We start from the raw sequence: 24,801 nt of genomic DNA on the forward strand, positions 1-24,801 counted from the left end.
TCACTCCTCGCGCGGACGACGCCGCAGGCTCTTGACGTCGGTGCGGCGGTGCTTGGCCGTGAGCCGACGCGCCCTCGAGCCGCGGCTCGGCTTCGTCGCGCGGCGCGGCGGGGCGGGCGGACGCAGGGCCTCCGCCACCAGGGCGGCCAGGCGTTCGCGTGCGGCCTCCCGGTTGCGCAGCTGCGCCCGATGCTCGGACGCCGCGATCGTCAGCACCCCGCCGACGAGCCGTCCCCGCAGCCGCTCCAGGATCCGCTCGCGCTGCACCGGCGACAGGACCGCGGAACCCGCGGCGTCCCACACCAGCTCCACGCGCGAGTCCGCCGTGTTCACCCCCTGTCCCCCGGGGCCGGAGGAGCGCGAGAAGCGCCACGACAGCTCGGCGTCGGGGATCGTGAGACCGGCCGTGACGCGGAGTCCGGGTCGAGGGGCGGTGGGCATCCGTCCATCATGCGCCATGTCGTGGACGCGGACGTGAACGCCTCAGGGAGTGGACGCGACGGCGGGAGTCGAACCCGCAACGCCTCCGGATATGAGCCGGGGCCCGGGACCGCCCGGATCGCCGCGATGGCACTGACGTTACCTGGCCGTGATGTTCCCCGCCAGGGTCGTTCCCTGGGATGACCCTATGAGTCCGCGGATGACGCGGGCGCCGGAGCGTCCAGCGCCCGCAGCAGTCGCTCGACCGCCTCGCGCAGCTCCGCACGGTGCGGCTCGGGGAAGCTCGTGGTGTACTCGACGCCCGCGGGGATCCAGAGCAGTCCGTACATCGCCTCCCGCCAGTCCGCGCCGCCGAAGGGCCAGCGCGTGCGGTCGGGTCCCTCCGCCGTGGCGCCCTGTCCCCACGGCCCGAACCGCTCCTGCATCTCCGCCAGCGGCAGCTCCATCACCGCGTCGGTCTCGATCTTCTGCGGCGACCACGACGCCGCGATCAGCACCCGCTCCTCGATCTCCTGCGCACTGAGCTCGCGCCGCGCGAACAGCACCCTGGTGTGCTCGACGGACGTGATGCGGTCGACGCGGAACGTGCGCCAGTCCTCGCGGTCGAGGTCCCAGCACAGGAGGAACCACTTGCGTCCGGCCGGGGCGAGGGCATGCGGCTCCACGCGCCGCACGCTCTCCTCCCCCTGCCCGTCGACGTAGCGCAGCCGCAGCCGCTCGTGGTCGCGCGTGGCGAGCGCGATCTCGCCGATGACCACGGGCGACACCACCGGTCCCGCGCCGATCCGCGGGGGCTGCACCGCCGCGGCGAGCGCGTTCACCCGCTGCCGCAGCGCCGAGGGCAGCACCTGCTCCAGCTTCGCCAGCGCGGTCAGCGTCACCTCCGCGCCACCGACGATCTGCTGCGTGGCGGCGACCCGCAGGCCGATCGCCATCGTGACCGCCTCGTCGTCGGTCAGCAGCAGCGGCGGCACGGCGCTCCCCGCCTCCAGCCGGTAGCCGCCGGCCGATCCCGGCGTGGACTCGACGCGATAGCCCAGCTCGCGCAGGCGGTCGACGTCGCGGCGGACGGTGCGCTCGGTGACGCCCAGTCGCGAGGCGAGCTCCGTGCCCGGCCAGTGCCGGTGCGTCTGCAGCAGGTTGAGCAGGGCGAGGGCGCGGGCGGTGGTGTCGGACATGACCTCAGATTGGCAGACGATGCGGACAGGATGTGTCCGCGTTGCTTTCTACGCTCGCTTCCATGAACGAAACCCTCATCGAGACCGAAGGCCTGACCAAGACCTTCACCGTCAAAAAGGCGCCGGTGCACGCGGTCACCGACGTCTCCTTCAGCGCCGTGCGGGGTGAGCTCGTCGCATTCCTCGGCCCGAACGGCGCCGGCAAGTCGACGACCCTCCGCATGCTCACCACCCTGATCCCGCCGTCGGCCGGCAGCGCGCGCGTGGTCGGGCACGACATCCGCACCGACGCCGCGGGCGTCCGCGCGCGCATCGGCTACGTCGGTCAGCTCACGAGCGGCAGCTTCTCCCAGCGCGTGCGCGACGAACTGCTCAGCCAGGGCGCCTTCTACGGCCTGACGAAGCGCGACAGCGTGCGGAGGGCGGACGAGCTCATCGACTCGCTCGACCTGTCGTCGTTCGCGGGCCGCACCGTGCAGCAGCTCAGCGGCGGGCAGAAGCGCCGGCTCGACATCGCCCTCGGGCTCATGCACGCACCACCCCTGCTGTTCCTCGACGAGCCCTCCACGGGGCTCGACCCGCAGAGCCGCGCGAACCTGTGGGAGCACATCCTCGACCTGCGCACACAGCACGGCACCACGGTCTTCCTCACCACGCACTACCTGGAGGAGGCCGATCGCTACGCCGAGCGGGTCATGGTGATGGACAAGGGCCGCATCATCGCGGACGACGACGCGGCCTCGCTCAAGGCCACCCTCGCGGGCGACGTGCTCACGTTCGGGTTCGCCGACGCCGCGGAGGCCGAGCGGGCGCGCACCGTGGTCGCCCGACGGAGCCCGGCCGAGGTCGTGCGGGATGACGCCTCCCTCTCCCTCGCGGTGCCCGACGGCGACCGGCTGCTGCCCGTTGTCGTGCGGGAGCTCGACGCCGCGGGCATCGTCGTGCAGCGCGCGACCGGAGTGCCGCCCACACTCGACGACGTGTTCCTCGCCCTCACCGGACGCACCCTGCGCGATGCGGGCGAGGGTGCAGGATCCCCCGAGTCCACGGACGAGCCCACGCCCGCCTCCACCCCGACCACGACAGGAGTCCTCTCATGACCACCACCGACACGCTCGTGCGCCCGAACCTCGCACGCGACACCCGCCACGTGCTGACGCGGGAGCTCAAGCCCGTGGTGCGGGACCCGTTCACCCTGATCTTCAGCCTGCTGCAGCCCCTGGTGTTCCTCGGGCTGTTCGCCCCGCTGCTGATCGGCCAGTCCGGACAGCCCGCGGGCGAGACCCTGTCGTGGTTCGTGCCGGGTGTGCTGGTGATGATCGTGCTGTTCGGCACCGGCGCCACCGGGTCGAACCTCCAGTACGAGATGATGACCGGCTCGCACGAGCGCACCCTCGTCGCCCCGCTCGCCCGGTCGTCCCTCCTCGTCGGCCGCGCGCTGAAGGAGATCGCGCCGATCGTGGTGCAGGCCCTCGTGATCGTCCTGATCGCATGGCCGTTCGGGTTCGCGGTCGACGTGCCGGGCCTGCTGATCGGCCTCGCGCTGCTCGCCGTGTTCGGGGTGGGCCTCGGCTCGCTCTCGTACTCGCTCGCGCTCGCGACCAAAGACCGGGAGTGGCTGTTCTGGGGCGTGCAGCAGTCGCTCATCTTCCCGCTGCTGATCCTGTCGGGGATGCTGCTGCCGCTCGACGCCGCGCCGGACTGGATGCGCGCGGTCGCGACGGTCAACCCGGTGAACTGGGTCGTGCAGGCGGAGCGGGCGCTGTTCGCCGGGGACCTGGGCGACCTCACCGTGCTGTGGGGCTGGATCGCCGCACTCGCGGTGGCCACGGTCGGCCTCGTGGTGGGCGTGCGCGCCATCCGCCGCAGCAACTGACCCGCGCTCGACGCCCGCGGCGGCGGCCTCGCGTCTGCGGGGCCACCGCCGCGGGGCATCGGGTCGCTAGCGCCGCCACCCGCCGCCGTCAAGCGCATCGACCGTGCTCCCTCGGCCCTCGTATCGTCGCCCGCACGACCACGAGCAGCAGGAGGGCCGCATGTCCGAATCGCAGCACAACGACAAGACGCCGACCACGGGCCTGGAGTCCGGGGAGCCCCAGGCGCGCCTGGAAGCCGAGGCCCGACGCGCGATCGTGACCGGCGCGGACTCGGGCATCGGCCGCGCGACCGCGGTCGCCCTCGCCGCGGCCGGCATCGACGTGGGCATCACCTGGCACGGCGACGAGGCCGGCGCCCAGGAGACCGCGGAGGAGGTGCGCAGCCACGGCGCCAGGGCCGTGGTCGCCCGACTCGACGTGGCGGACATCCCCGCGTGCGGCGACGCGGTCGACGGCCTGATCGCCGAGCTCGGCGGGGTGGACGTGTTCGTCAACAACGCCGGAGCGGGACTGCAGACCCCGTTCCTCGACGTGACCCTCGACGAGTGGAACCGCGTGGTCGACACCGACCTCACCGGCGCGTTCGTGTGCCTGCAACGGGCGGCGCGGGCCATGGTCGCGGCCGGACGCGGTGGCCGGCTGATCGCGGTCACCAGCGTGCACGAGCATCAGCCGATGGTCGGGGCGAGCGCGTACGACGCCGCGAAGCACGGGCTCGGCGGCCTCATGAAGAACCTGGCGCTCGAACTCGGTGCGCACGGCATCAGCGCGGTGAGCGTGGCCCCCGGCGAGATCGCCACACCCATGACCGGGCAGACCGACACCGACCCGCACACGGAGGACCGCCCCGGCATCCCGCTCGGACGACCAGGGGACGCGCGCGAGGTGGCCGCGCTGATCGCCTTCCTGGCCTCGCCCGAAGCCGCCTACATCTCCGGGGCCTCGGTCGTGATCGACGGCGGCATGCTGCAGATGGGCCCGCAGGCCGGCGCCGCGGTCGAGAGCCACGACTGGCGCCGCCTCTGACGCACCACGACCCGGGCGGACGAGCCGGGGCTCAGCGACGCAGCGAGTCGGCGAACGGGTTCGGCTCGAGCGTGTAGTCCGTGGACGGGTCCGCCCACGTGGAGGCGCCCTCCGGACTGCGGCGAGCGCGGACGCCGGACAGCAGCCGCACCGCCGGGGCTCCGACCGCGAGCGCGAGCCGTCCGGAGATGCTGCGGTCCTCCCGTCCGAGCACACTCGCCCGGTGCCAGGCCTCGTGCAGCGCACCCCCGCGCGCGGCGGGCACCCGGCGCGGAGGCAGCGCGCCCGCTCGGCGCAGCGCGACCAGCTCCTGCACCCGGTCCCACCAGTCCGACTCGGCGGCGGGGTGGAAATAGTTGTCGCACAGCCAGGCCGGGTGCGGGCGCCGGAAGCGTCCGGCCACGACCTCGCCCGCCCCGCCCAGCAGCCCGCTGCCGACGAACACCGTGTTGAGCAGGCTCTTGCTCACCCCGAAGCGGTCGAGCGCGATGACCGGCACCCCGTGCGCCAGCGCCTCCACGGCGGCCGTCGAGCTCACGGTGACCAGCCCGGCCGCCGTCTCCAGCGCCGTGTCCATCGGGGCGTGCGAGAACACGAGGTTCCGCGGCCGCGCGGCCCCGAAGAGCCCGGTGTAGGGCTCGCGGTCGAGGTGGGTCTCCGCCTCGCCCTGTCGCGCACGCAGCTTCACCACCACACGCCGGTCGGGGTCGGCCTCGGCGGTGCGCACCAGCAGGGCCGCGATGTCGGCCCTCGCCGCGCGATCCGCGGGCACCAGCGCCTGGGCGGCGAAGACGACGTCCGTGGCACCCGGTCGCGGCTCCGCGTCGGCCACCGGCTCCGTCGGGCGGTCGGCGAGGGCGGCCCGCGGCGCCCCTCCGGCGAGGATCCGCGCCTCGGCACGCTCCGCCCGCCTCCGGCCGCCGTACGGGCCCCGTGCGAACGGAAGGGTCGCGAGCGCCAGCGGCACCGGCACCCCGATCCGCTCCCCCAGCTCGGCGAACGCCCTGACCTCGCGGTGGGAGTGCACGATCAGCAGGTCGGTGTGACGCCGGTACTCCAGGGCCCCGCGCTGCGCCGGGATCGCCATACCGGGCAGCCCCGACACGACGACGGGCCGGTGCGCGAGCGAGTCGATCACGCCTCCGAGCAGCCGCACGAACGGCCCGCGACCGGCGAGCAGCACCGCGTCGGGCCGCTGCCGGTCCAGCCACGCCGCCACCTGCGCGAGGTCGAGCCGGGTGACATCTGTCGCCGCGACCCCGGTGCCCTCCCGCGCCGCGCGCTCCTGCTCCGCGCTCACCGTGAGGGGCGTGCGCACCAGCAGCAGCTGCGGGCGCAGACCGGGCACCGCGCCGAGCAGCGAGGCAGACCACTTCACGAACGAGTCGGCATCGGCGACCGCGACCACGCGCAGCCCGGAGGCGTCGGTCATGCCGGCACGCGACGCAGCTTGGCCATGGGGGCGCGCTCGCTGTCGAACACGCGCTTCACGCCGTCGCCCACCGCCCGCTCGATCACCCGGATGTCGCGCACCAGGTGCTCGAGTCCGGTCGGCTCCAGCGACGCGGCGTGGTCGGAGCCCCACATCGTCCGGTCGAGCGTGATGTGCCGTTCGACCGCGACGGCGCCCATCGCGACCGCGGCGAGCGAGATCTGCAGGCCGCGCTCGTGGCCCGAGTATCCGACGGGGATGCCGGGGTAGCGGTCGCGGAGGGTCGCGATGACCCGCAGGTTCGCCTCCTCCGGCTCCAGCGGATACGTCGAGGTCGCGTGCATCAGCACGACCCGGTCGGTGCCGAGGGTGTCGAGGGCGCGGTCGATCTGCTCGATCGTGGACATGCCGGTGGAGAGGATCACGGGCTTGCCCGTCTCGCGCAGCGCGGTCAGCAGCTCGGTGTCGGTCAGGCTCGCGGAGGCGACCTTGTGCGCCACGACGTTCAGTTCCTCCAGGAACGCCACGCTCGGCACATCCCACGGCGACGCGAACCAGTCCAGCCCGAGCAGCGTGGCGTGGTCGCCGATCTCGACGTACTCGTCGCGGCCGAACTCGACCCGGCGCCGGTAGTCGAGATAGCTCATGACACCCCACGGCGTCTCCCGCGGTACATCGCGCATGTGCTCCGGCGTGGAGATCTCGGGGGTGCGCTTCTGGAACTTGACCGCGTCGGCCCCCGCCCGCGCCGCGACGTCGATCAGTCGCTTGGCGATGTCCACGTCGCCGTTGTGGTTGAGGCCGATCTCCGCGATGACGTAGGCCGGACGGCCGCCGCCGATCACACGCGAGCCGATGCTGACAGTCATGGTTCCTCCGGTCGTCGAGCGGGTTGCCGCCGTCCTTCCTGAGTACGCGCCGCGGGTGAACGGCCCTCGACCGGAGGGTTACCGGGGGCGGTCAGCTCGACAACACGCGTTCGACGAGCTCCCTGACCGCACCGTCTCCCCCGCGGCGGTGCAGCACGACCCTGGCCTCGGCCCGCACGAGGGGATGCGCGTCGGCGACGGCGACCGGCCACCCGACGATGCGCATCGCCGGGAGGTCGTTCACGTCGTTGCCGAGGTACGCGATGTCGGCGAGCGGCATGCCCTGCTCCTGCGCCCACCGCCGCAGCGCGTCCTCCTTGTCGTCGATGCCGTGCAGCACGGGGACGCGCAGCTTGTCGGCCCTCGCCCGCACGACCGGGTTGACCTCGGTGGAGAGGATCAGCATCGGCACGCCGGCGCGGCGCAGCAGCGCGACGCCCATGCCGTCCTCCCGGCTCACCCGTACCCGCTCCCCTCCGTCGGCGTCGACGATCGCGGTGTCGTCGGTGTGGACGCCGTCGAAGTCGGTGACCACCGCGCGCACCGGGATCCGCGCGGGAGTCTCGCGCAGGGCCGCCAGAGCCCGCGCCGCCGCGAGCTGCTCCGCGTCGTCGATCTCGATCGCGCTCCACTCGGGCACCGCGATGATGCGGGTGCGACCGAAGAAGCGGTGCCGGCTGCGGCGGAACCCGTCCGCCCGGAACACGTAGAACGCCCCGGTCTCGAGGTGATGCGGCTCGCGGTCCTGGCGCCGTGGACGGTGGCTCGCGTCGTGGTTGAGCGCCTCCGCCTCCCCGTCGGGCCCCGTGCGCCACAGGAAGCCGTACGTCTCGACGGCCGCGAACGCGCTGTCGGCCGTGCCCTTCCGCACCGCGTCGACGGCGGCGGACAGCTCCACGCTCGGCACGAAGGGCGACGTGGCCTGCACGAACGCGACGACCGCGAACGACTCTCCCCGGCGCTCGAGCTCGTCGAGCGCGTGGAGGATCGCCGCCTCGGACGACGCGGTGTCGCCCGACAGCTCCGCGGGGCGCCGGACGATGCGCGCGCCCGCGGCCTCCGCGACCGCCGCGATCTCGTCGTCGTCGGTGGAGACCACGACCGCGTCGATGCCCGCGGCGGCCGTTGCCGCGTGCACGGCCCTGGCCACGAGCGGCACCCCGCCCACGCGCTCCAGGTTCTTGCGCGGAATCTGCTTCGACCCGCCGCGCGCCGGGATGATCGCCACCGTCCGCGGCGCTCCCTCGTCTGTCTGCTGCATGCTCGTCATCCTCCCCGGATCTCCCGCCACGCGCGACCGGCGCGACGCCGTGCCCCGATCGCCGTCAGCCGCCACTCCTCGATCCGCCCGATGCCGCCCGCGGGGTGCCGCAGGCGCTGTCGCAGGGTCGCGGGCGCGGCGCCGGGCAACCGCAGCTGCGTGAGGCGTTCCGCCGAGAAGTACCGGCGGCGCTCGTCGTCGTCGAGGTCGCGCAGGAACTCCTCCGCGCGCTCTCGCAGGTGCTCGGCGACGAGCGGCTGCATGGCATAGCCGACCGCATCGACGAGGCGCTGCAGCTCGGGCGGCTCCGGGCGCGCGGCGTCGGTGCGGGTGAGGGCGTCGACGATCGTGAGCGGGATGCGGTTGCTGTTCTCGAACGGAGCGAGCGTGCCGAGCAGGTCCGCGGTCCCGGCGGCACCGATGTCGCGGCCGAACACCGTGTGCACGGTCGGCAGCGCGGTGGAGAACGCCGCGACCACGGCTCGCGCATCGAGGCGTTCGGCCGCCAGTTCCGCGGGCCCCGTGCCGCGGTGCTCCTCGAACGCCATGCCGAGCGACTGCGCCCTGGCACGGACGGCATCGGTGAGCAGGGGTGGCGCCGCCGGATGGGGCTTGAACACGATGCGCTGCGGCTCCCACGCAGCCGCCCGGTCGACCAGGCTCTGCTGCAGCGCGATCTCCTGCGCCGGTGTCTGCAGTTCGAGCGCCGACAGGTACTGCCCGAGCACCAGCACGGTGGACGGTCCCGGCTCCGGGTCCGCCGGCACCGTCGGCACCTCCGGCGTCGCGGTCTCGCGCAGCGCCGCCGCGAAGGCCGCGGGCGGCACCGGCACCGTCTCGGCGGTCGGCGACGCGACGAGCGGACGCACGCCGGGCACGACGTCGGCGTAGACCACACGGCCGATCCGTGCCGTCACGGTGTGCGGCAGCCGCACCCGCATCGGCGCATACGTCATGAGGCCGTCGCCCACGATCGTGAGACGCGCGTCGGGGAACAGCCCGAACAGCGTCCGCGCCGGAGCGACCTGCGGGCTCTGCACGCACAGCTCCAGGTCGCGGGGGTCGATGCCCCAGGCCCGGGCGATCAGCCGACCGAGCACGGGCAGTTCGCCCTCCGGGGGCTCCCACGCGCTGGGGTGCAGCGGGCCGAGGAGGTCTCCCAGCGGCTCGATGCGGTCGAACCGGGCGCGCAGCCGACTCAGGGCCGGGTCGGCGTCGATGCCGACCGCGAGCTCGGGGACGCGCGACGAGGTGAACGGCACCAGCACCTGCTCGGGGCGCGCGGCGGTCGGCCCATCGAGGAGGCCGCTGTCGATCGCGGCGACGGCGGTCGCGAGACCGTAGGCGCTGTGCAGCGCGAAGACCCGCGTCACGGCGTGTGCCCCGCACGTCGGAGCGTGCGCGCGAGCACGCGGCGCCGGGGCGCGTCGAGCCGCTCGACCACCGCGGCGACCTCCGGCGCGGGGAGACCGCGGAGCAGCTCGCGGATGCGCGACCGCATCTCCGCGCGCACCGGCGGCGACATGCGCCGCGAGCGCACCAGGTGGTGCGAGCTGAGCGCGAGCGCGGTCCACACGGCCTTGGGCAGGAAGCGCTCGGCGTCGCGGTCGCGCTGCGCCAGGGCGACGACCTGGGACAGGGCCTCGGCGAAGTCGAGCTGCCGCCGGTCGGCGATCTGGGTGAGCGAGCCCGCGACGCCGCGGCGGTAGAGCAGTGCCGGGGCGTCGACGACCGCGAACGACGAGGCCTCCAGGTGCAGCCGCCAGATCCACGGCCGGTCCTCCGCGGTGAACAGTCCGGGCGGGAACCCGGCCAGGCCCCGGTCGAGGAGGCGGCGGTGGAACAGCCCGGCCCACGCGTACGGGTAGTCGACCATGGTCGGCTCGTCGGCGGGCAGGATGGCGCTCCGCGGCGGGGCGACGGTCTCGCGCCAGGGGAACGGCGCGCGCACCAGCGTGCGGCGGGTGCCGGTGACGGTCACGTGATCGGTGCGGACGAAGTCGCAGCGCAGCGCGCGCAGGCGAGAGGCCAGCACGGCCAGCCGCCGCGGCTGCAACCAGTCGTCGCCGTCAAGGAAGCAGAACGTCTCGCCCTCGACGAGCGCGAGACCCTGGTTGCGGGCGCTCGCCAGGCCGCGCGGCGTCGGGTTGTGCACCACCCTGGCGCGCGGGAACCGGTCGGCGTAGTGCTGCATGAGAGCGCGCGTGTCGTCGCGGGAGCCGTCGTCGATCGCCACGAGCTGCAGATCGTGCGGGTCGTCGAACTGCCGGGTGAGGGTCTCGAGGGTCGTCCCGATGTAGGGTCCGGCGTCCTTCGCGGGAAGGATGACGGTGACGAGGGGCGTGCGCACGGAACTCCCGGGGTGGGCGGTGTGCGGAGATCGTCGCAGTCGCGCGTGTCCGGTCGGCGACGTCACGGTGAACGGCGGGTGACGCGAGGCGCGGCAGGCACAACGCTGAGGTGTGGTCCGCACCCGAACGAACCACACCCCCAGTGCGTTGCACTGCCGGGTGCGAGCACCCGGGAAACCGACACCGTGCGGTGCCGGCCCACCCCGCGGTTTACTGGCCCCCACCAGCGGGCCGAGGGGTGTGCGTCGAGAGCGACTCCATGAAGATCAACACTCAACACGTAACATGATACATACCTCTCCACGAGATGCCGAATCGATGCGGGGAGCCGCGTCGATTGGCGCGGTCACCCGGCATCCGCGACCATGGACCCCATGCTCTGGCCGTTCGGAACGATCTGGCGACCGGTGCGACGGCGCCGCCGGAGCACCGGGATCGACCTGCGCTGGCTGTCCGCGCGCACGTGGACAGAGCGCTGGTATCCCCAGGGCATCGACGTGGGCCGGCTGCGCGGACGACGCACGCTCGCGGTGAGCTGGTTCCGCCAGGACAGGGCGGGCCGCCACCTCGCCTCCCGGGTCACGATGATCGACCTCGACCGGTCGCGTCACCTCGACGTGGTGCTCGCCGTCCCCGGGGAGGACGGCCGCCTGGAGCCCGCCCCGATCCACGCCGGCGGCCTCGCGTGGTTCGACGACCGCTTGTTCGCGGCGGCCACGGGCCAGGGGATCTGGGAGTTCGACCTGGCGCGGCTCCGCCGGGTGCGCGGCTCCGACGCCCACCGCCTGGCCGGGAGCCGCCGCCGCGGCGGTCGCAGCACCGTGCTCGTCGCCGTGCGCACGGCGCAGCACCCGGTCGACCTCCGCTGCTCGTTCCTCGGGCGGGTGTTCACGGCCGACGGCACTCCCCTGCCCCGTGTGCTCATCGGCGAGTACCGCGGGAACGACCGCGGCGTGGTCGGCGAGTTCGACATCCCGAGCGCCGCGCAGCCCCGCTTCGTGGAGCGCGACCGGGTCGCGCCCGGCCTCCGGCACCTGCAGGGCGCCGTGCGCTGGGGTGAGACGCGCTTCGTGTCGCAGTCCGATCTGCTGCACCCCGGAGCCCTGTGGACCGATCGCGACGGTTCCTGGCGGCGACACCCCGTTCCGCTGCCCGCCGGATGCGAAGACCTCGCCCTCGACCCCGAGGCGGGGGTGCTGTGGACGCTCGGCGAGCACCCGTGGCGACGCGTCGTCCGCGGCATCCCCTTCTCCGCGCTCGACCTCCCCGGGTGAGCGGCGGCGGCTGGCACATCGGCGGGCGAACGTAGACTGAGGGAGTGAAGAAGCCCGCCCCCCTCCTCGTCTACACCGTGCTGCGCCTGCTGGCATTCCTCGTCCCGCTGGCGATCCTGTGGTTCTTCTTCCCGATCTTCCGCGAGTTCTGGTGGCTCGCCGCCATCTTCGCCGCCCTCATCGGGGCGAGCATCTCGATGCTGTTCCTGCGCACGCCGCTGTCCGACGCCTCGGCGCGTCTGCACGAGCGGCGCGAGGGCCGCGTGTCGGGTCAGCAGGCCGATGCCGATGCGGAGGACGAGGCGATCGACGCCGCCCCCGACGAGACCCGCCGCGACTGAGCCCTTCCGCGGTCAACCGACGGACGCGGAGATCGCGACGGACGCCCGGATCACGACGGACGCCGAGACCAGCCGATGAACGTCCAGATCAGCCGACGAACGCCCAGAACAGCGCGCCCGCGTAGAGCAGCGACGTGAGCGAGGTCAGGGCCAGTGCCGTCACCAGCTCCCGCGGCTGACGGTACGTCCAGACGATCAGCACGGCGGGCAGCCCCGCCAGCAGCGCGAGCAGCGCGATCCACGCGATCGGGAACAGCAGCGCCAGGAACACCGCGATCCCGAACGGCGCGAGGACGAACAGGGTGAACAGCACCTGGGTCGCACGCCGCCCGATCAGCACCGTGAGCGTGCGCTTGCCGACGGCGCGGTCCTGCTCGATGTCGCGGAGGTTGTTCGCCAGCAGCACCGCGCACGCGAACAGGCCGGCCGCGATCGCCCCCAGCCACGCCTGCTGCGGGAGTGCGAAGATCTGCACCCACGTGGTGCCGAGCGTCGCCACCAGCCCGAAGAACACGAAGACGAACACCTCGCCCAGGCCGTAGTAGCCGTAGGGGCGCTTGCCGCCCGTGTAGAACCACGCCGCGACGATGCACGCGGCGCCGACGGCCAGCATCCACCACTGCTCCGTGCGCACCACGATCGCGAGGCCGACCGCCGCGGCGAGCGCGAAGAACACGAGCCCGATGATCAGCACGGTGCGCGGCTTCACCCGCCCGGAGGCCGTCAGCCGCGCCGGACCGACACGGTGGGCGTCGGTGCCGCGGACCCCGTCGCTGTAGTCGTTCGTGAAGTTCACGCCGATCTGCAGCAGCACCGCGACCGCGAGGCAGGCGAGGGCGATGACCCAGTGGAACTCCGGCCCCGTGCTGCGCGCGGCGCCCGTGCCGATCACGACCGGCGCGACCGCCAGCGGCAGGGTGCGCAGTCGTGCGGCGCCGATCCAGTCGGAGACGGTGACCGGACCGGCCTCGACCACGGGCCGCTTGGCCGGGTTTCCGCTGGTGTGCGGTCGGGTTCGGGTGCCGCTCTTCTTCTTGCGCCGGGAGGATGCTGCCACGCACGAAATCCTAGTCCGCGCGGCGAGGGGACCCTCAGCGGTGCGGGTTGCTGTCCTTGCCGTCGAGCCACAGGGTGTCGGACGCATCGCTGTGGGAGCCTGCCGTGCCGACGTGCTTGTCGCTGATCTTCGGTCCCTTGAGGATGACGTGGGTCATGGCCTGCGCGTGACCGTGGCCGAGACCGTACTCCTGCTTGAGCCACGTGAGCACGACCGTGGACTTCGTGCCCTCGTCGAAGCCCTGGGCGCGGGCGAGCTCGATGAACTGGCGGGGCGTGAGCCCGGTCTGGGTCTCGACCTTGTCGAGGTAGGCCTGGAAGGACATGGGTTCTCCTGATCAGTCGTTGTCGAGGAAGGTCTGGACGATGGTGGCGGAGGCGTGGATGCACAGGATGCGCAGCAGCCCCTCCCCCGCGTTCGTGAAGCCGTGCGGCGTGAAGGCCGCGACCGTGGCGGTGTCGCCCGGTCCGGCGAGGAGGGTCTGGTCGCCGACGCGGAGGCGGACGGTCCCCTCCAGCACCACCCAGGTCTCCGAGTACGGGTGCCAGTGCAGCCCTGGACCCTCGCCCGGCTGATTCTCGACGAAGAAGTAGGAGACGTCGGCGCCGTGCTCGGCCCCGACGAACCGGCGGCTGCGGCCGGTGCCGATGCGGAGGTCGGCGTCGCGGACGAGCGACGAGGGAGCGGGTGTGGTGGTCATGTGCCCAGTCTCGACAGCGCACCCGCGGGCCCCTAGTGTTTCGATGTGGATCGAAACACGGCACCCATCGAGGGGCGGGAGCACCCGGATCACCGGGTCGAGTTCCACCTGAGTCCCGGTGACATGGAGGCGGTGCGCTTCGGTGTCTCCCCCGGCCACGAACTGGCCCACGCCGTCCGCGCTCTCCTCCGCTTGGCGGCGCATCCGCTCCAGTGGGGGTGGCTGCGCGGCGTGCGCGAACGGCTGCCGCGCGACGGCTTCGCGCTGCTCGCCGCGGTGATCGGCGACGACGGCTACCTTCCCGACTTCCTCACCACGACCCCGCGGTGGGACCTCACCCCGGAGGCGGAGCTCGCGGCGTTCCGCACGACCGCGCTGGAGCCCATGCGCGTGGACCTCGGAAAGATGGTGCAGCGCTCCGCCGGCCGTCGACGCGAGGCGCTGCGGGACATGCGGGACGATCCGGCGCGGGCCAGGGCGCGGATCGCCGACGCCTGGTCGGAGCTGTGGGAGGTGGCGCTGGACCCGGTCTGGCCGCAGCTCGAACGACTCCTGCGCGCGGACATCGCGGTGCGGGCGCGCGCGATCGCCACGTCGGGCATCGCGGGGATGGCGAGCGACCTGCATCGGCAGGTGTCGTGGGGCGACGGCGCCGTGCGGGTGTCGCTGCGGCGGCACAGCGAGCGGGTCGACTGCCGCGGCAGCGGACTGGTGCTCGTGCCCTCCGTGATGTCGTCGTGGGGCTGCATGGTGCTCACCGAGCCGCCCGCGCAGCCGACCCTCTTCTATCCGGCCCGCGGGGTCACGGCCGGGTGGGCGCGCGACACCACCGAGGTCGAGTCGGCCCTGGGTGCCCTGCTCGGCCCGGCCCGCGCCGGCATCCTGCTGCGGGCGGGCGCCGAGCGCACCACGTCGCAGGTCGCCGTGGAGGCCGGGATCGCGGTGTCGACGGCGTCGCACCACCTGACCGTGCTGCGGGAGTCGGGGCTGATCGCGAGCGAGCGCCGCGGCAGCCGCATGCTGCACCTGCGCACCCCGCTCGGCGAGGCCGTGGTCGGCGCGGCGCTCTGACGCGGGCGGGTCAGCGCGCGGTCGTTCGACCGCGCAGACAGCGGCGACGCGACGCGGATGCCGGCCGACGGTGCGCGCTGCGGCGGTGGACTACTCCCCGGCGCCGACCGGGATGATCGGGCGGTGCTCGTAGTAGGTCTGCAGCACCACCGTCGTGCGGGTGCTCACGTTGGCGGCGAGCCGGACGTCGCGCACGAGCTGCTCCAGGTCGCGGGGGGTCGGAACGCGGACGAACAGCATGTAGCTCGCCTCCCCCGCGATGGAGTGGCAGGCCTCGATCGCGCCCAGGTGCTCGAGCAGCTCCGGCGCGTTGTCGGGCTGGGCGGGGTCGAGCGGGGTGATCTCGATGAACGCCGACAGCGGAGTGCCCACCTGCTCCGGGTCGAGGATCGCTCGGTAGCCGGAGATCACCCCGCGCGTCTCCAGGCGGCGCAGGCGGGACTGCACGGCGGAGACCGAGAGGCCGACGGCCTCGGACAGCTGGGACAGCGTGGCGCGGCCGTCACGGGAGATCGCGGCCAGGATCGCGCGGTCGACAGAATCATCCATGGCTGTAAGATTATCGTCAGGATTCCGTATTCGCCGGAATCTTTCCGTTAAACACTGCGATCGGAGGTTCCGATGTCCCTCGTTTCCGCCAACAGTTCCGCTGTCCAGGCCATCGTCGGCGAACCCGAGGTCGTCGAGGACGCGTCGACCGCCGAGCAGTCCGCCGCCTGGACCCAGCTGAAGTCGGCCGCCATCGCGCTGCGCGAGCTGCAGATCAAGGACGGCTCGATCCCCGAGGCCGCGCACCACGACGACGCCCGCGCGCTCGTCGGCGCGATCACCGCGAGCATCCGCGCACTCGCGCCCGCCTTCCCGCACGATGCCGACTACCTCGCCGCGTCCGTCGCCGACTTCGAGCGCTGGGCGTCGGAGGACTTCGGCGTGCCGGACTTCCTCGACTCCCTCGTGGCCTTCCAGCCGCAGCAGCACCGCATCGACGGCATCCGCCACCTCGTGGTCTTCCCGATGTACACCCAGAACGGCTCCAGCGATCGCCTGGTCGAGGCGCTGATCGTCGAGACCATCTGGCCCGAGTTCATCGCCGCGCTCGAGGCCGGCGACTACGGCAACAAGCTGTTCGTCTCGCTGCGACTCGTCGACTTCACCCCGGGCTACGACACCAACTCCGCCGTGCTGTTCCCCGAGACCGTCGCCATGCGCGAGATCCCGACGTTCACGTGGGGCGCCATCTTCCAGGACCGCGAGGCCGCCCGCTACCGCCGGGTCGTGCGCGCCGCCGCCGGGATCACGAACCTGGAGCTGCCGGAGCGCGCCGCCGCGATGCTCGACGACCAGGAGATGGCCGAGAAGACGTTCGTGATGTGGGACATCATCCACGACCGCACGCACATGCGCGGCGACCTGCCGTTCGACCCGTTCATGATCAAGCAGCGGATGCCGTTCTTCCTGTACTCGCTGGAGGAGATGCGCTGCGACATGACCGCGTTCCGCGAGTCGGTCAAGATCGAGCGCGCCCTCGACGCCCGCGTGGCGGCGGGCGAGGAGCTCACCGAGACCGAGCGCGAGATGCACGAGTACGCGCACCTGGTGCAGTACGCCGTGATCTTCGACCGCATCTTCCGCTTCGCGATCACCGGCACCCGCGTCCGCAACTACGACGCGGTGGGCGGCCAGCTGCTGTTCGCGTGGCTGCACCAGCGCGGCGTGCTGCACTGGACCGACACGGCCCTGGCGTTCGACTGGGACAGCGTGCCCGACGCGGTCGTGGCGCTGGGTGATGCGATCGACGACCTGTACTGGCACTCGATCGACCGTCCGAAGGTCGCGCACTGGCTCGCCGCCTACGACCTCGTGCGCGGCACGCTCACCCCGCACCCCGCCTCGCAGTGGGCACGCGGACTCTCGGACGAGATCCTCGCCGGCGCCCCGAAGGGCTACACCGACGCGGTGATGGACGACGAGTTCCCCCTGTCGATGTTCTTCGAGACGCTCGACAAGAAGATGAAGCCCGTCATCGAATCGACGGTCGGCATCCGCGGCACGGACGACTGATCCGCACCGCCACCGTTGTGACGCTGGGGCGCACAGCCTCTGCGGCCGGAGACCCGAATCCGGGTCCGGCCGCAGAGGCCTTCTCGACAGGAGGAGAGTGATCGCATGACCGACACCACGCCGCACGGACCGCGCGGACGCACCGTGCTCCTGGCCGGGGCCACCAGCGCCGCGGGACTCGCCGTCACCCGGGCCCTGCACGACGCCGGCGCACGGGTGGTCGCGACCGGCCGCTCGGCCGAACGCCTCACCCCTCTCGCCGACGCGGGAGCCGAGACCCGGGTGGCCGATGCGACCTCCCTCGCGGAGATGACCGCGCTCGCGGAGCGGCTCGGACCCGTCGATGCCGTGGTGCCGCTCGTGGGCGGCTGGCGCGGCGGCGGAGGTCTCGCGGGACAGAGCGACGAGGACTTCGACGCGCTGCTCCCGGCGCTCGAGGCGGTGCGGGCGACCAGCCGGGCCTTCGATGCGGCCCTGCGCGCCTCGCCGGCCGGGCGGTTCGCGGTCGTGTCGTCGACGGCGGTCGCGCGCCCCCTCGCCGGTGGCGCGAACTACGCGGCGGTGAAGGCGGCGAGCGAGGCGTGGACGCGCGCGGTCGCGCACGGGTACGCGAAGGCCGCGCGCGACGCCGGCGAGCCGCTGCGCGCCGCCGCGGTGGTGTTCCGCGCGAAGGCGCTCGACCCCGCCGCCCTCGCCGCCCGGGTCGCGGCGTTGTGGGAAGACGACGCGGCCGAGCTCAACGACCGGATCATCGACCTGGACTGAGCCTCCGACGTCGCGCGGACTACGGGCGACGGACGGGCGGGCTGCGGACGCGCGGGCTGCGGACGCGCGGGCTGCGGACGGCGGGCTGCGGACGGCGGACGGGCGGGCTGCGGGCGGGCGGGCTCCGGGCGGGGCTGCGTCCGTGTGGGTCAGCGGGACTCGGGCGGGATGCCGCGGACGACCGGGGGCGCATCGGGGTGATGGCCGTGCGCGCGGCCGTCGCGCGCGTCGCCCGTCTCCTGCCGCTCACCGAGAGGATCGTGTGCCGCGGGGTCGGTGCCCTCGTCCGTCGCGTCGGGCGCCTGATCCGGCGCCGTCGCGTACAGCTCGGTGAGGTGACGGTACGACCGCGTGAAGAACGCCAGCGTCGCCGCGACGACCATGATCAGTCCTGCGAACAGGCAGATGAGGGCGATGCCGCGCGCCTCGCCCTCGCCGAGCAGCCACCCCCACTGTCGCTGCCCCTCGGCGGTGTCCATGTACGGGATCACGACGTACTCCGCGATCGGCGCGATGAGGAAGGCCGTGATCGGGGCGGCCGCGGCCTCCATCGCCGCCGCCGTGCCGAACACCCGCCCCTGTCGCGTGAACGGCACGACCTTCTGGATGACCGTCTGCTCGGCGGCCTCGACCGGAGGGACCAGCGCCATGTACACCCACATGCCCAGCACGTACAGCGGCCACCACTCGCGCAGCATGAAGATCGCGCCGAGGAGTCCCATCGCGATCACCACGAGCAGCATCGTGCGCACCGGTTTCTTGCCGAGGCCGAACTTCGCGACCAGCCCGCCGCCGATGAGGAAGCCCGTGGAGGAGAACGCGAGCGCGAAGCCCCACATCTGCGCATCGAACAGCGTGAGGCCGTACGGGTCCATGAGCGCCATGTAGACGCCGCCGATGAGGTTGTTGAACGTGGAGAACACGATGAGGGCGAACAGCCCGGGCGCCTGCCGGATGGCCTGCACGCTGCCGCGGAAGTCGACCGCGCTCTTCGCCTCGGGGTCGACCTCCGGCTCGGACTCCGGGATGCGGATGAACAGCAGGTGCGCGAAGGTGAGCGCCATCGCCACGATCGCGATCCCCAGCGTCCACCCCATGCCGAGGAACCCGATCGACAGGCCGGAGAACACGCTCGTGACCAGGAAGGCGATGCCCTGCACCGTGCCCACCAGGCCGTTCGCGTTGGCCCGCTTCTCCTCGGGCACCAGCAGTGTCACCGTGGTGGACAGCGCGATGTTGCGCAGCTGCTCGATCACGCCGCCGAACAGGATGATGCCAGAGAACAGCCAGAACCACGGGCCGCCCAGGTCGAGCAGCGCCGCCTCGGGCTGCCACACGTAGAGCACGCCCGCGATCAGGAACGCCACCGCCGAGATGACGCTCGACAGCAGCATGACCCGGTGCTTGCGGTGCCGGTCGACGATCGTGCCGAAGAACATCGCGAAGAACGCGACGAACAGCATGTAGGCGCCGCCGATGATCCCGGTGGCCAGCACCGACCGCGTCTCGATGTACACCCAGAACGTGAGGGCGAACCAGAGGAAGCTCGTCGTCACGTTGGCGATCAACGTGTTGACGAGGACGTTCGCGAAGGCCGTCTTCGCCGCGGTGCGCTCCATGGGTTCGAGGGTAGGGCGGGGCTCGGACATCCGGTAGGGGAACCGCGATTAGGCTTGACCGGTGAGCATCCCCCATGACCCCGCTCTGCGGGGCTTTGCCAGCGACAACTACTCCGGCATCCACCCCGAGGTCCTCGCCGCGATCGCCGCCGCGAACGGTGGCCACCAGGTGGCGTACGGCGAAGACGCCTACACCGCCCGCCTGCAGGAGGTCTTCCAGCAGCACTTCGGCGAGGGCGTCCAGGCGTTCCCGGTGTTCAACGGGACCGGCGCGAACGTCACCGGCCTGCAGTCGATGCTGCCGCGCTGGGGTGCCGTGATCGCCGCATCGACCGCGCACATCAACGTCGACGAGGGTGGCGCGCCCGAGAAGATCGGCGGCTTCAAGCTGCTCACCGTGCCCACCGACGACGGCAAGCTCACCACCGAGCTCATCGACCGCGAGGCGTGGGGCTGGGGCGACGAGCACCGCGCGCAGCCGCTGGTCGTGTCGATCACGCAGTCCACCGAGCTCGGCACCCTCTACACGGCCGACGAGATCCGCACGATCGCCGACCACGCGCACGAGCGGGGCATGAAGCTGCACCTCGACGGCGCCCGGCTCTCCAACGCGGCCGCCGCACTCGACCTCCCGCTGCGCGCCTTCACGCGCGACGTCGGCGTGGACGTGCTGACGTTCGGCGGCACGAAGAACGGCGCCATGCTCGGCGAGGCCATCGTGGTGCTGAACCCCGCCGCCGCCGACGGGCTGCCCTACGCCCGCAAGTTCAACATGCAGCTGTCGTCGAAGATGCGCTTCGTCTCGGCGCAGCTGATCGCGCTGCTCGAGGGCGACCTGTGGCTGCGCAACGCCCGGCACGCGAACGCCATGGCCGCCCGGCTCCGCTCCCGCATCGAGGCGGGGCTCGCCGACGGTTCCGTCGCCGGTGTCGAGTTCACCCAGCCCACCCAGGCCAACGGCGTCTTCGCGACGCTGCCCGAGGGCGTTGCCGACCGGCTGCGCGACGTGTTCCGCTTCTACGACTGGGACGCGGCCCGGCGCGAGGTGCGGTGGATGTGCGGCTTCGACACCGAGGAGTCCGACGTGGACGCCTTCGTCGACGCGCTCGGACGCCTCACCACCGCCTGAGCGGTCTCAGTCGTCGACCACGCGCGTGAACTCCTCGCGCGTGGTGCGCAGGTGCGCGCGCATCGCCGCATCGGCCGCGTCGGCGTCGCCCCGCCGCACGGCATCGAGGATGCGCTCGTGCGCGTGCCAGCTGGACTCCTTCACGAAGTCGAAGCTCATCAGGTCGACGGGCTCGAACATCCGCACGCGCGCCTCTTCCACCGCGTCGCGCACGAACGTGTTGCCCGACGCCGCGGCGAGCGCGAGATGGAAGTGCGTGTCGGCGATGCGGGACTCGGCCTTGGTGGCCGCCCCCGCCAGCTCGCTCTGGGCGAGGGTCATCGCCTCCAGATCCGCCGTGCTGCGTCGCGCCGCCGCGAGCGCCGCCCCACCGGACTCGACGATCTCGCGGAACTCGGTGAGCTCGCCGATCTCGGCCGAGCGCGTGCGCACCTCGTCGCGGATGAGCCGCGGATCCAGCGCCGCGTCCTGGACGATCGCCCCGCCGGACGCTCCCCGGGTGATGACGATCTGGCCGCTCCCCTCCAGGATGCGCAGCGCCTGCCGCAGCGTCTCGCGCGAGACGCCGAGCTGCTCCGCCAGACGCCGCTCCGGAGGCAGGCGGTCGCCGGGGCGGATGCGGCCGAGCGCCATCTCCCGGCGCAGGAACCCCGCCACGGCCTGATAGCCCGACACGGGGTGCAGCACGGCGCGGGAGAAGTCGTGCGGCGCGTCGTCACGCTCGCCCATGGCCACTCCTCCGGTCAGAGGGGAAGACCGGCGCGGTCCGTGCCGACGACCTGCTTCCCCGTGAAGAAGTCAAGCACATCGTCGTCGCCGTGCCCGCCCAGGCCGCTCGCGCCGAAGAAGCTCTGCGCGGAGGCCGGCGACATGTCGAGCACACTCGTGCCGTTGACCTTCACCTCGCCCGCGACCAGGCGGGTGCCCAGCGCCGCGGCCCCCTCCTGATCCGCCCCGAACACGTAGCCGGCGAGGCCGACCTGGCCGGTGTTCGCCAGGCGCACGGCCTCGTCCTCGTCGTCGTAGCCGCCCACGAGCAGCATCGGCCCGAACACCTCGTCCGCGAGCCCCGGGCCGTCGAGCACCGCCACCGTGGGGGCGAAGAACCATCCCCGTTCCGGCACCGCGGACACCCGCAGCAGCTCGGCGCCGGCGGCCGCCAGCCGGTCCCGCTGGTCGTCGAGCTCGTCCCGCCGGGCGGCGAAGGCCACCGGGCCGACCTCGGTCGCGTCGTCGAGGCTGGATCCGATGGTCCGGCGGGCGAACGCCGCGATGAGCAGACGGGCCAGCTCGTCGCGCCGGGCGCGGTCGACCAGCACTCGACGCGGAGCCTCGCACCACTGCCCCGACAGCTTCAGGACGCCGTCGGCGAGCGCCTCCGCCGCCTGCTCCAGGTCGGCGTCGGCCCGCACGATCGCGGCGTTGTTCGAGCCGAGCTCCAGCTGCAGCCGGGCGAACCGGGGCGCGGCCGCGGCGGCGATGGCGCGGCCGGTCGGCGTGGAGCCGGTCATCGAGATCGCGGCGATGCGCTCGTCGGCGACCAGGGCACGGCCGACGCCGCCGCCGCCCTGCACGAGTCCGACGACACCGTCGGGAATGCCCGCCTCGTGCACGCCCTCCAGCAGCAGCTGCGCGCTCCACGGCGAGAACGACGAGGGCTTGAGCACCACGGTCGCTCCGGCGGCGAGCGCGAAGGCGGTCTTCTTCACGGCCATCGCGCTCGGCGCGTTCCACGGCAGGATGAGCGCGGTCGGTCCCCACGGCACACGGTGCAGTCGCACGCCGCCCTGCTCTGCGGGGAGCTCCGCGACGTCCCCGCGGACGGCGGCTCGGCGGCCGGCGTCACGCAGGGTCGCACCGTTGGCCCCGCCGAAGAGCCGTGTCACCGCGAGCGGCACCCCGCTGTTGAGCGCGTCGAGGCGGGCGATCTCCTCGGCACGGTCGTCCAGCCACGCGGCCAGCGCCCCTAGCCGGACCGCGCGCTCTTCGGGAGCGAGACCGCGCCAGCGGCCATCGTCGTGCGCCCGACGGGCGGCGGAGACGGCCCGGTCGACCTGCTCCAGGGAGCTGGAGGCGGTGGGCACGAGGGCCTCGCCGGTGTTCGGGTCGTGCAGCCAGGAGCCGTCGGCCTCCGGACTCTCCTCGGCGACGCCGCCGATCCAGGTGCGCAGGGCGGGGAAGGTCATCTCAGATCCGATCGAAGTAGCGGTGCAGGTCCCAGTCGGTGACGCGGGACATGAAGGTGGACCACTCGTGGTCGAGCAGGATGCGCTGATGCGAGATGAGCTCCGGCGTCAGCAGCTCCTGCACGAACGCGCTCTCGGCGAAGAGCGCTCCCGCCTGCCGCGGGTCAGCGGGCATGGCGCTGTCGCCGGGGAGGTCGTAGGCGCTGCCGCGCACCGGATCGCCGAGCTCGGCCCCCGTCCGCATCCCGTCGCGGGCCGACGCGAGGATGCCCGTGAGCGCGAAGTACGGGTTGGTGTCGGCGCCGGGCAGGCGGAACTCGAACCGGAGCGCCTGCGGCGAGTGTCCGACCACACGCACCGTGGTGGTGCGGTTGTCGAAGCCCCAGGTGCGCCCGCTGCCGGCGACGTCGGTGGAGTTGCTGCGGCGGTACGAGTTGACCGTCGGGGCGTACCACGCCATCAGCGCCGGCGCGTGCTCCAGCGCCCCGGCGATCGCCGAGCGCATGCGGGGGCTGAGGTGATCGGGGTCGGAGTCGTCCCAGAAGAGTGCCGTGCCCTCGTCGTCGACGAACGACACGTGCACGTGGCACGACGAGCCCGGCTGGTCGTTGAGCGGACGCGCCATGAAGGTCACCGACATGCCCGCCCGGGCGGCGGTGTCACGCACCGCGAGCTTGTACAGCGCGTGCCGGTCGGCCATCTCCAGCGGGTCGCCGTACTCGAACGTCATCTCCCACTGCCCGAGACCCCACTCGCTCTGCGCGGCCTCGACGAGGATGCCGCTCGCGCGCAGGTCGGACCGCAGCCTCTGGAAGAACGGCTCGTAGAGGTTGCCCTCGTGGATCATGAAGTCGGAGGGGGTGAGGGTCGTCGGATCGAGGTCGCGGAACCCCGAGCGGCGCAGCTCCCGCGGGTCGTTGCGGAACAGGTAGAACTCCAGCTCGGTGCCCGCGAGCGGCGTGAGACCGAGGTCGCGCAGGCGCGCCAGCTCCTGCTTCAGGATCACCCGCGGCGACAGCGGCATCGGCTCGTGCGTGTGCACGTCGACCGGGTCGGCGAGGCAGATCGCGACACCCTCCAGCCACGCCGCAGGACGCAGGGTGTCGAGGTCGGGGAGCAGCGTGACGTCGGGCACGCCGTTGTGCATGCCGCACAGGGCGAAGCGGTTCTGGTCGATCAGCTCGAGCCCCTGATCGATGTCCCATGCCCACGCGCAGGTGCAGATGTCGACGCCGTTCGCCACGACCCGGCCGAAGCCCTCGACGGGGATGCGGCGACCGACGAGCCGACCTTGGAGGTCGGGCGTCGCGACGATCACGGTGCGGATCCCCGCGGCCTCCAGTTCGTCCGGCGCCAGGCGCACGTCGTCGATCATCGCGTCAGCCACCCTCCGTCGACGGGGAGCTGGATGCCGTCGATCCAGGACGCCTCGTCGCTGAGCAGCCAGGATACGGCCGCGGCGATGTCGCTCGGCAGGCCCACCCGCGGCACGAGCAGCCGCTGCTTCATGAACTCCAGCGCCTCGGGGCTGGTGACGCTCTCGTAGTCGAAGAAGTCGGTCGCGATGGGGCCGGGGGCGACGCAGTTGACGCGGATGTTCTTGGCCGCGAGCTCGACCGCGAGCGCCTTGGTGAGCATGGGCACGCCGCCCTTGCTGGCGTTGTAGTGCGGCTGCGCGGTGCCGGTGCTGGTCACCACGACCAGTGCCTCCACGGTGGAGAGGTTGACGATGGCGCCGCCGCCCGACTCGGCGATGAGCGGCGCCACCTCCTGCGCCACGAGGAACTGGCCCTTGAGGTTGATGTCGAAGACGAAGTCCCACGCCTCCTCGGTGAGCGTCTCGAACGAGTGCTCGGTGACCACGCCGGCGTTGTTGACGAGCAGGTGCAGGGCTCCCCACGCCTGGGCGGCCTGCGCGACCGCGGCGCGGATCTGCTCGCGCGAGCGCACGTCCACCACCGCCGCGAGCGCCGTGCCGCCGGTCGCCTCGATCAGGCGCACGGTCTCGGCGGCGCCCTCGGCCGAGACGTCGGTGACGAGGATGCGTGCCCCCTCGCTCGCCAGGCGGAGGGCGGTCTCGCGGCCGATCCCGGATCCTGCGCCCGTGATGAAGGCGTTCCTGTCTGCGTGTCGCATGGTGTCTCTCCTTGTTCGTGCGTCTGC

At 72.8% G+C, this 24,801-nt stretch carries 25 protein-coding genes and 1 tRNA gene; 9 read left to right on the forward strand and 17 right to left on the reverse strand.

Going from position 1 to position 24,801, the window contains the following annotated elements; translation table 11 throughout:
• The 3 genes from arfB to ACFWCH_RS01410 form a co-directional block, all read right to left on the reverse strand.
• Complete coding sequence (gene arfB, locus ACFWCH_RS01400; protein WP_378802733.1) at positions 1-441, reverse strand: alternative ribosome rescue aminoacyl-tRNA hydrolase ArfB; 441 nt, start codon at positions 439-441, stop codon at positions 1-3.
• Positions 442-491: 50 nt separating this feature from the next.
• Positions 492-567 (reverse strand) — tRNA-Met (locus ACFWCH_RS01405).
• 59 nt (positions 568-626) lie between these two features.
• Positions 627-1,619, reverse strand: a complete 993-nt coding sequence (locus ACFWCH_RS01410; protein WP_206252849.1) for a WYL domain-containing protein — start codon at positions 1,617-1,619, stop codon at positions 627-629.
• A 62-nt stretch (positions 1,620-1,681) separates the two neighbouring features.
• Here ACFWCH_RS01410 and ACFWCH_RS01415 point away from each other — a divergent pair, with 62 nt between their 5' ends.
• The 3 genes from ACFWCH_RS01415 (at position 1,682) to ACFWCH_RS01425 (ending at position 4,522) form a co-directional block, all read left to right on the forward strand.
• The gene (locus ACFWCH_RS01415) at positions 1,682-2,719 is read left to right on the forward strand and encodes an ABC transporter ATP-binding protein (RefSeq protein WP_247637675.1); all 1,038 of its coding nucleotides are present in this window, start codon (positions 1,682-1,684) and stop codon (positions 2,717-2,719) included.
• A complete protein-coding gene (locus tag ACFWCH_RS01420) occupies positions 2,716-3,495 on the forward strand; it encodes an ABC transporter permease (RefSeq protein ID WP_136028664.1) in 780 nt (259 codons plus the stop codon). The genes ACFWCH_RS01415 and ACFWCH_RS01420 overlap by 4 nt, the downstream gene beginning before the upstream one ends.
• Positions 3,496-3,655: 160 nt before the next feature.
• Entirely contained in the window at positions 3,656-4,522 is an 867-nt protein-coding gene (locus ACFWCH_RS01425) for an SDR family oxidoreductase (protein ID WP_378802734.1), read from the forward strand.
• Between the two features lie 31 nt (positions 4,523-4,553).
• Here the strand turns inward: ACFWCH_RS01425 and ACFWCH_RS01430 are convergent, their stop codons facing one another.
• The 5 genes from ACFWCH_RS01430 to ACFWCH_RS01450 all read right to left on the reverse strand — a co-directional run bounded on the left by ACFWCH_RS01430 (position 4,554) and on the right by ACFWCH_RS01450 (position 10,434).
• Positions 4,554-5,954, reverse strand: a complete 1,401-nt coding sequence (locus ACFWCH_RS01430) for a DUF6716 putative glycosyltransferase (RefSeq protein ID WP_136028662.1) — start codon at positions 5,952-5,954, stop codon at positions 4,554-4,556.
• Positions 5,951-6,823, reverse strand: a complete 873-nt coding sequence (locus ACFWCH_RS01435; protein WP_136028661.1) for an N-acetylneuraminate synthase family protein — start codon at positions 6,821-6,823, stop codon at positions 5,951-5,953. The genes ACFWCH_RS01430 and ACFWCH_RS01435 overlap by 4 nt, the downstream gene beginning before the upstream one ends.
• Positions 6,824-6,914: 91 nt before the next feature.
• Positions 6,915-8,084, reverse strand: coding sequence for a cytidylyltransferase domain-containing protein (locus ACFWCH_RS01440; protein ID WP_378802735.1), 1,170 nt, complete (start codon positions 8,082-8,084; stop codon positions 6,915-6,917).
• A gap of 5 nt (positions 8,085-8,089) precedes the next feature.
• Complete coding sequence (locus ACFWCH_RS01445) at positions 8,090-9,457, reverse strand: polysialyltransferase family glycosyltransferase (RefSeq protein WP_378802736.1); 1,368 nt, start codon at positions 9,455-9,457, stop codon at positions 8,090-8,092.
• Positions 9,454-10,434, reverse strand: a complete 981-nt coding sequence (locus tag ACFWCH_RS01450; RefSeq protein ID WP_247637678.1) for a glycosyltransferase family 2 protein — start codon at positions 10,432-10,434, stop codon at positions 9,454-9,456. The genes ACFWCH_RS01445 and ACFWCH_RS01450 overlap by 4 nt, the downstream gene beginning before the upstream one ends.
• A gap of 375 nt (positions 10,435-10,809) precedes the next feature.
• Here ACFWCH_RS01450 and ACFWCH_RS01455 point away from each other — a divergent pair, with 375 nt between their 5' ends.
• Together ACFWCH_RS01455 and ACFWCH_RS01460 are read left to right on the forward strand one after the other, a co-directional pair.
• Positions 10,810-11,709: a hypothetical protein gene (locus tag ACFWCH_RS01455; protein ID WP_136028657.1), complete on the forward strand. Its 900-nt coding sequence runs from the start codon at positions 10,810-10,812 to the stop codon at positions 11,707-11,709.
• Between the two features lie 44 nt (positions 11,710-11,753).
• Positions 11,754-12,050, forward strand: a complete 297-nt coding sequence (locus ACFWCH_RS01460) for a DUF4229 domain-containing protein (protein ID WP_136028656.1) — start codon at positions 11,754-11,756, stop codon at positions 12,048-12,050.
• Between the two features lie 88 nt (positions 12,051-12,138).
• Here ACFWCH_RS01460 and ACFWCH_RS01465 read toward each other — a convergent pair whose 3' ends face one another.
• Genes ACFWCH_RS01465 through ACFWCH_RS01475 form a run of 3 tightly spaced genes read right to left on the reverse strand, consistent with a single transcriptional unit; the run spans position 12,139 to position 13,807 of the window.
• A complete protein-coding gene (locus ACFWCH_RS01465; RefSeq protein WP_247637679.1) occupies positions 12,139-13,107 on the reverse strand; it encodes a 1,4-dihydroxy-2-naphthoate polyprenyltransferase in 969 nt (322 codons plus the stop codon).
• A gap of 34 nt (positions 13,108-13,141) precedes the next feature.
• Positions 13,142-13,432, reverse strand: coding sequence for a DUF4287 domain-containing protein (locus tag ACFWCH_RS01470; protein WP_247637680.1), 291 nt, complete (start codon positions 13,430-13,432; stop codon positions 13,142-13,144).
• Between the two features lie 12 nt (positions 13,433-13,444).
• Positions 13,445-13,807, reverse strand: a complete 363-nt coding sequence (locus ACFWCH_RS01475) for a cupin domain-containing protein (RefSeq protein WP_378802737.1) — start codon at positions 13,805-13,807, stop codon at positions 13,445-13,447.
• Positions 13,808-13,852: 45 nt separating this feature from the next.
• Between ACFWCH_RS01475 and ACFWCH_RS01480 the strand changes: the two genes are divergently transcribed.
• A complete protein-coding gene (locus tag ACFWCH_RS01480) occupies positions 13,853-14,878 on the forward strand; it encodes a DUF5937 family protein (RefSeq protein WP_378802739.1) in 1,026 nt (341 codons plus the stop codon).
• Between the two features lie 90 nt (positions 14,879-14,968).
• Here the strand turns inward: ACFWCH_RS01480 and ACFWCH_RS01485 are convergent, their stop codons facing one another.
• Positions 14,969-15,427, reverse strand: a complete 459-nt coding sequence (locus ACFWCH_RS01485) for an Lrp/AsnC family transcriptional regulator (RefSeq protein ID WP_136037198.1) — start codon at positions 15,425-15,427, stop codon at positions 14,969-14,971.
• 72 nt (positions 15,428-15,499) lie between these two features.
• On the opposite strand from ACFWCH_RS01485, the gene ACFWCH_RS01490 reads away from it, so the two are divergent.
• On the forward strand, positions 15,500-16,939 hold the full coding sequence (locus tag ACFWCH_RS01490) for a DUF6421 family protein (protein ID WP_378802740.1): 1,440 nt from the start codon (positions 15,500-15,502) through the stop codon (positions 16,937-16,939).
• A gap of 105 nt (positions 16,940-17,044) precedes the next feature.
• Positions 17,045-17,704, forward strand: a complete 660-nt coding sequence (locus ACFWCH_RS01495; RefSeq protein ID WP_378802741.1) for an SDR family NAD(P)-dependent oxidoreductase — start codon at positions 17,045-17,047, stop codon at positions 17,702-17,704.
• Between the two features lie 149 nt (positions 17,705-17,853).
• On the opposite strand, the gene ACFWCH_RS01500 is transcribed toward ACFWCH_RS01495, so the two are convergent.
• Complete coding sequence (locus tag ACFWCH_RS01500; protein WP_378802742.1) at positions 17,854-19,323, reverse strand: MFS transporter; 1,470 nt, start codon at positions 19,321-19,323, stop codon at positions 17,854-17,856.
• Between the two features lie 61 nt (positions 19,324-19,384).
• Here ACFWCH_RS01500 and ACFWCH_RS01505 point away from each other — a divergent pair, with 61 nt between their 5' ends.
• Positions 19,385-20,452 carry a low specificity L-threonine aldolase gene (locus ACFWCH_RS01505; protein ID WP_136033116.1) on the forward strand — a complete coding sequence of 356 codons (1,068 nt, stop codon included), beginning with the start codon at positions 19,385-19,387 and terminating at the stop codon, positions 20,450-20,452.
• A gap of 6 nt (positions 20,453-20,458) precedes the next feature.
• On the opposite strand, the gene ACFWCH_RS01510 is transcribed toward ACFWCH_RS01505, so the two are convergent.
• Genes ACFWCH_RS01510 through ACFWCH_RS01525 form a run of 4 tightly spaced genes read right to left on the reverse strand, consistent with a single transcriptional unit; the run spans position 20,459 to position 24,774 of the window.
• The gene (locus tag ACFWCH_RS01510) at positions 20,459-21,181 is read right to left on the reverse strand and encodes a FadR/GntR family transcriptional regulator (protein WP_378802743.1); all 723 of its coding nucleotides are present in this window, start codon (positions 21,179-21,181) and stop codon (positions 20,459-20,461) included.
• A 14-nt stretch (positions 21,182-21,195) separates the two neighbouring features.
• On the reverse strand, positions 21,196-22,638 hold the full coding sequence (locus ACFWCH_RS01515) for an aldehyde dehydrogenase family protein (protein WP_378802744.1): 1,443 nt from the start codon (positions 22,636-22,638) through the stop codon (positions 21,196-21,198).
• Between the two features lies 1 nt (position 22,639).
• Positions 22,640-24,013, reverse strand: coding sequence for a glutamine synthetase family protein (locus ACFWCH_RS01520; RefSeq protein WP_378802745.1), 1,374 nt, complete (start codon positions 24,011-24,013; stop codon positions 22,640-22,642).
• A complete protein-coding gene (locus ACFWCH_RS01525; RefSeq protein ID WP_136033124.1) occupies positions 24,010-24,774 on the reverse strand; it encodes an SDR family NAD(P)-dependent oxidoreductase in 765 nt (254 codons plus the stop codon). Before ACFWCH_RS01525 ends, ACFWCH_RS01520 begins: the two co-directional genes overlap by 4 nt.
• Positions 24,775-24,801 lie beyond the last annotated feature (27 nt).

The organism is Microbacterium sp. NPDC060132 (genome assembly GCF_042729675.1).
Classification (GTDB): domain Bacteria; phylum Actinomycetota; class Actinomycetes; order Actinomycetales; family Microbacteriaceae; genus Microbacterium; species Microbacterium sufflavum.

Bases quoted from the DNA above. Each gene is read 5' to 3' on its own strand.
- ACFWCH_RS01440 (WP_378802735.1), bottom strand. From the start codon at position 8,084: ATGCAGCAGACAGACGAGGGAGCGCCGCGGACGGTGGCGATCATCCCG.
- ACFWCH_RS01430 (WP_136028662.1), bottom strand. From the start codon at position 5,954: ATGACCGACGCCTCCGGGCTGCGCGTGGTCGCGGTCGCCGATGCCGAC.
- ACFWCH_RS01515 (WP_378802744.1), bottom strand. From the start codon at position 22,638: ATGACCTTCCCCGCCCTGCGCACCTGGATCGGCGGCGTCGCCGAGGAG.
- ACFWCH_RS01495 (WP_378802741.1), top strand. From the start codon at position 17,045: ATGACCGACACCACGCCGCACGGACCGCGCGGACGCACCGTGCTCCTG.
- ACFWCH_RS01410 (WP_206252849.1), bottom strand. From the start codon at position 1,619: ATGTCCGACACCACCGCCCGCGCCCTCGCCCTGCTCAACCTGCTGCAG.
- ACFWCH_RS01475 (WP_378802737.1), bottom strand. From the start codon at position 13,807: ATGACCACCACACCCGCTCCCTCGTCGCTCGTCCGCGACGCCGACCTC.
- ACFWCH_RS01435 (WP_136028661.1), bottom strand. From the start codon at position 6,823: ATGACTGTCAGCATCGGCTCGCGTGTGATCGGCGGCGGCCGTCCGGCC.
- ACFWCH_RS01420 (WP_136028664.1), top strand. From the start codon at position 2,716: ATGACCACCACCGACACGCTCGTGCGCCCGAACCTCGCACGCGACACC.
- ACFWCH_RS01455 (WP_136028657.1), top strand. From the start codon at position 10,810: ATGCTCTGGCCGTTCGGAACGATCTGGCGACCGGTGCGACGGCGCCGC.
- ACFWCH_RS01510 (WP_378802743.1), bottom strand. From the start codon at position 21,181: ATGGGCGAGCGTGACGACGCGCCGCACGACTTCTCCCGCGCCGTGCTG.
- ACFWCH_RS01500 (WP_378802742.1), bottom strand. From the start codon at position 19,323: ATGGAGCGCACCGCGGCGAAGACGGCCTTCGCGAACGTCCTCGTCAAC.
- ACFWCH_RS01525 (WP_136033124.1), bottom strand. From the start codon at position 24,774: ATGCGACACGCAGACAGGAACGCCTTCATCACGGGCGCAGGATCCGGG.
- ACFWCH_RS01520 (WP_378802745.1), bottom strand. From the start codon at position 24,013: ATGATCGACGACGTGCGCCTGGCGCCGGACGAACTGGAGGCCGCGGGG.
- ACFWCH_RS01470 (WP_247637680.1), bottom strand. From the start codon at position 13,432: ATGTCCTTCCAGGCCTACCTCGACAAGGTCGAGACCCAGACCGGGCTC.
- ACFWCH_RS01485 (WP_136037198.1), bottom strand. From the start codon at position 15,427: ATGGATGATTCTGTCGACCGCGCGATCCTGGCCGCGATCTCCCGTGAC.
- ACFWCH_RS01415 (WP_247637675.1), top strand. From the start codon at position 1,682: ATGAACGAAACCCTCATCGAGACCGAAGGCCTGACCAAGACCTTCACC.
- ACFWCH_RS01425 (WP_378802734.1), top strand. From the start codon at position 3,656: ATGTCCGAATCGCAGCACAACGACAAGACGCCGACCACGGGCCTGGAG.
- ACFWCH_RS01490 (WP_378802740.1), top strand. From the start codon at position 15,500: ATGTCCCTCGTTTCCGCCAACAGTTCCGCTGTCCAGGCCATCGTCGGC.
- arfB (WP_378802733.1), bottom strand. From the start codon at position 441: ATGCCCACCGCCCCTCGACCCGGACTCCGCGTCACGGCCGGTCTCACG.